The 3,669-nt window shown below is 56.9% G+C and carries 4 protein-coding genes and 1 pseudogene; 3 read left to right on the top strand and 2 right to left on the bottom strand.

The window, feature by feature from the left end; all coding sequences use genetic code 11:
* Nucleotides 1-70: 70 nt before the first annotated feature.
* Nucleotides 71-2,053, top strand: a complete 1,983-nt coding sequence (locus tag OKC29_RS22915; RefSeq protein ID WP_333563203.1) for a type I restriction endonuclease subunit R — start codon at nucleotides 71-73, stop codon at nucleotides 2,051-2,053.
* A 54-nt stretch (nucleotides 2,054-2,107) separates the two neighbouring features.
* On the opposite strand, the gene OKC29_RS22910 is transcribed toward OKC29_RS22915, so the two are convergent.
* Nucleotides 2,108-2,392 (bottom strand): acyl-CoA synthetase, encoded by a 285-nt coding sequence (locus OKC29_RS22910; protein ID WP_141108826.1) that lies wholly within the window; start codon nucleotides 2,390-2,392, stop codon nucleotides 2,108-2,110.
* 169 nt (nucleotides 2,393-2,561) lie between these two features.
* On the bottom strand, nucleotides 2,562-2,750 hold the full coding sequence (locus OKC29_RS22905) for a DUF3283 family protein (protein ID WP_182859620.1): 189 nt from the start codon (nucleotides 2,748-2,750) through the stop codon (nucleotides 2,562-2,564).
* Between the two features lie 115 nt (nucleotides 2,751-2,865).
* Here OKC29_RS22905 and umuD point away from each other — a divergent pair, with 115 nt between their 5' ends.
* Nucleotides 2,866-3,309 carry a translesion error-prone DNA polymerase V autoproteolytic subunit gene (gene umuD / locus OKC29_RS22900; protein ID WP_182859619.1) on the top strand — a complete coding sequence of 148 codons (444 nt, stop codon included), beginning with the start codon at nucleotides 2,866-2,868 and terminating at the stop codon, nucleotides 3,307-3,309.
* Nucleotides 3,290-3,607: pseudogene (locus OKC29_RS22895) on the top strand (Y-family DNA polymerase); the annotation flags it as partial. The gene umuD and the pseudogene OKC29_RS22895, both read left to right, overlap by 20 nt.
* Nucleotides 3,608-3,669 lie beyond the last annotated feature (62 nt).

Genomic DNA, 3,669 nt, shown 5'->3' with positions numbered 1-3,669 from the left:
AATGAGCGTTCACATTGGTCCGGAAATGGTGTTCACGTTGAATCGGAATTGGTGTTCATGATCGGCCGGAATATGCACGACCATCCAGAAGTTCATGCCCGGCGAGGATGAGGACACGTTCCCTGTGCTCAGCGACCGCGCCAACATCGTGGTCATCGCGGATGAAGCACATCGAACCCAGTACGGTTTCAGCGCCTCGCTCAAAGCGCCAGGCAAGGTTGCAGAAGGGGCTGCGCGCTATCAGGTCGGGTATGCCCAGCACTTGCGCGACGCGCTGCCCAACGCGACGTTCGTGGCCTTTACCGGTACGCCCGTATCAGCGGAAGACCGCGACACTCGCGCCGTCTTTGGCGACTACATCCACGTCTACGACATGCAGCAGGCCAAGGACGATGGTGCCACGGTTGCCATCTACTACGAGTCACGCTTGGCCAAGTTGTCACTTAATAACGAAGAGCTTCCCCACATCGACGACGAAGTGGATGAGCTGGCCGAGGATGAGGAAGAGAGCGAGCAGGCCAAGCTTAAGTCACGGTGGGCAGCCTTGGAGAAGGTGGTTGGCAGCAAGCCAAGAATTGAGCGGGTTGCCGCCGATCTGGTGGCCCACTTCGAAGAGCGCAATCAGGCGCAGCATGGCAAGGCCATGGTGGTCGCCATGAGCCGCGAGATTTGCGTGCACTTGTATGATGCCATCGTGGCCCTGCGCCCCGACTGGCATGACACGGACCCCGACAAGGGGGCCATCAAGATCGTGATGACCGGCAGCGCTTCTGACAAGGCATTGCTGCGGCCCCACATCCATGCCACCCAAGTGAAGAAACGGCTGGAGAAGCGGTTCAAAGACCCGAGTGACCCGCTCAAGTTGGTCATCGTGCGAGACATGTGGCTTACCGGCTTCGACGCGCCCTGCGTACATACCCTTTATGTGGACAAGCCGATGAAGGGCCACAACCTGATGCAGGCCATTGCGCGGGTAAACCGGGTGTTCAAGGACAAACAAGGTGGGTTGGTGGTCGATTACATTGGTATCGCCAACGAACTCAAGAGCGCTATCAAGGAGTACACCGCCAGCCGTGGTCGTGGTCGCCCTACGGTCGATGCCCGTGAGGCCTACGCGGTGTTGGAGGAGAAGCTGGATGTACTGCGCTCCATGTTGCATGGCTTCGATTACAGCGACTACCTCACGGGTGGACACAAGCTGCTGGCAAGGGCTGCTGACTTCATCCTTGGTCTTGAAGATGGCAAGAAGCGCTTTGCTGACAACGCGCTGGCGATGAGCAAGGCATTCACCCTCTGTTGCACCCTTGATGAAGCCAAGGCGGTACGAGAGGAAGTGGCCTTCTTGCAAGCGGTCAAGGTGATGCTGACCAAGAAAGAGGTCACCCGGAAGAAGAAGACTGACGAAGAGCGCGACCTGGCTATTCGCCAGATCATCGGCAATGCCGTGGTATCGGGCGATGTGGTCGATGTGTTTGAAGCGGTCGGCCTCGACAAGCCCAACATCGGTCTGCTCGATGATGAGTTTCTGGCCGAGGTACGCAACCTGCCGGAGCGCAATCTCGCCGTGGAGCTGCTCGAGCGGTTGCTGGAGGGGGAGATCAAGGCGAAGTTTGCTACCAACCTCTCCCAGGAAAAGAAGTTCTCGGAGATGCTGACCAAGGTCATCCAGCGCTATCAGAACCGCTCCATCGAGACCGCGCAGGTCATCGAGGAGCTGATCGACATGGCCAAGAAGTTTGCCGCTGTGAGCAAGCGGGGGCAGGCCTTGGGCCTCAACGATGACGAGCTCGCCTTCTATGATGCCCTTGCCAACAATGAGGCGTCGGTGCGTGAGCTGGGTGACGAGATACTGGCCAAGATAGCTCACGAGCTGACTGCCAGCCTGCGCCGTAGCGTGACCGTTGACTGGAGTAGCCGAGAGAGCGTCAGGGCCCGGTTACGTCTGTTGGTCAAGCGTATCCTGCGCAAGTACAAGTACCCGCCAGACCAGCAGGAAGAAGCTGCCCAGTTGGTGCTGGCACAGGCTGAGAGTTTGTGTGAGGTGTGGTGTTGAGTGGGGGAGGCGCGAGCCTCCCTTACCTTATCTATCAAGATGTGTAGATATGGCTTACTTCAGTATGACGCTGCCTGAAGGTATCTGGTTGGCCTCTTCGAGGCTCAGGTAGCGTGGGCCTTGTACGCTGGCCAGTGACTTGAATAACCACGGATGCGGCTTTAGCCAAGCTTTGGTGTCTTCGTAAACGTCTCCACCGACCACGAAGTAACGACCATCACACCCGTCATCGTGTAGTTCATTGACATCAGGTGTCGAGAGTTTCAGCTGGCAGCCTTCGATGACAACCACGACTTGAGACTTGTAAACCCCAATGACGGTGGAGATTTTGTTGGCCATATCACTTGAAACCCGCCAAGCGCTAATGGCGCCCTTGTAAGCACCTCGGCTGGAGTAGGTCTCTACCAAGTTGACTACCAATGCCGTCACAATACTTACCTCGTTAAGTTGTCTGGAATGCGGTTTGTTGCTAGTGACCTGCATAGCCACCGATGAACGTGTTGATAGGTCAGCGAGACTTGAAGTAGGCGACCTTTTCAAGGAAGTAGCGACCCAGTTCACCTTGATGTTGGTTCGCATCGCTTTCTGCGCTGGCCAAGTGACCGTTGCGCTCCTTCCATACCGCATATGCGGCGGCCTTCTCGACCTCGACCCGTTCTTGCTGCTCTTTCGGTAGGGCACACAGATTGTGACTCATACTGACCTCTTTGTTATTTTTTGGCGCCATGGTACGCCATCACTGGCATGCGGGACTTGCGCTGGTTCAAAGGTGGCGCGCTATAATGGCTGTATATAAATACAGGTGTTTTGCCATGAAGCTGTTAACCCCAGACCAATCACCCGCCGAGGTGACCATCCCGTTGTTCTTGCACCGCGCCTCTTGCGGCTTTCCCAGCCCAGCCAGCGACTATCTGGAAGGGAAGTTGGACCTTAACACCCACTGCGTGGCGCACCCTGCAGCAACCTTCTATCTGCGTGCCGAGGGGGAGAGCATGACCGGGGTCGGCATCTTTCCCGGTGACTTGCTGGTGGTCGATAAGAGCCTCACCCCGCGCCATGGTGATGTGGTGATTGCACTACTCGATGGCGGCTTCACGGTAAAGACCTTGCAGCTCAAGCCGAGGTTGCGGCTGTTGCCAGCCAATCCGGCGTTCGCGCCTATCGACCCTTGTATGAGTCTCTCCCTGGAGTTGTTCGGAGTGGTCACCCATGTGATTGGCAATCTGAGGCAGCGTGATGGCTATAGCGCTCGTTGATGTAAACAACTTCTACGCCAGCTGTGAGCGGCTGTTTCGCCCTGAGCTGCGTGGCCGCCCGATCGTGGTGCTCTCCAACAACGATGGATGCGTGGTGTCGCGCAGCCCCGAAGCCAAGGCGCTGGGTATCAAGATGGCCGGGCCCTACTTCAAGATCCGCGAGCAGTTCGAGGCGCATGGCGGTGTGGCATTCAGCTCCAACTACGCACTCTATGGAGATATGTCTGGCAGGGTGATGAGCACGTTGGAGACCATGGCCCCCGAGCTGGAGGTCTACTCCATCGATAAGAGTAAGTTGTATAGTGCGGACGCCTAAGCTATTGAGTTCTATCTATGGACATTGTTAAGCGTCCCAGGGGC

Origin of the sequence: Aeromonas sp. QDB34, from assembly GCF_027705405.1 — a bacterium.
Taxonomy (GTDB): Bacteria; Pseudomonadota; Gammaproteobacteria; order Enterobacterales; family Aeromonadaceae; genus Aeromonas; species Aeromonas hydrophila.
The sequence above is the reverse complement of the archived record's forward strand: the minus strand, read 5'-3'. Positions and strand labels throughout refer to the sequence as shown.

Excerpts from the sequence above, each read along its gene's own strand:
- OKC29_RS22910 (WP_141108826.1), bottom strand. The coding sequence starts at position 2,392 with ATGGCCAACAAAATCTCCACCGTCATTGGGGTTTACAAGTCTCAAGTC.
- OKC29_RS22905 (WP_182859620.1), bottom strand. The coding sequence starts at position 2,750 with ATGAGTCACAATCTGTGTGCCCTACCGAAAGAGCAGCAAGAACGGGTC.
- umuD (WP_182859619.1), top strand. The coding sequence starts at position 2,866 with ATGAAGCTGTTAACCCCAGACCAATCACCCGCCGAGGTGACCATCCCG.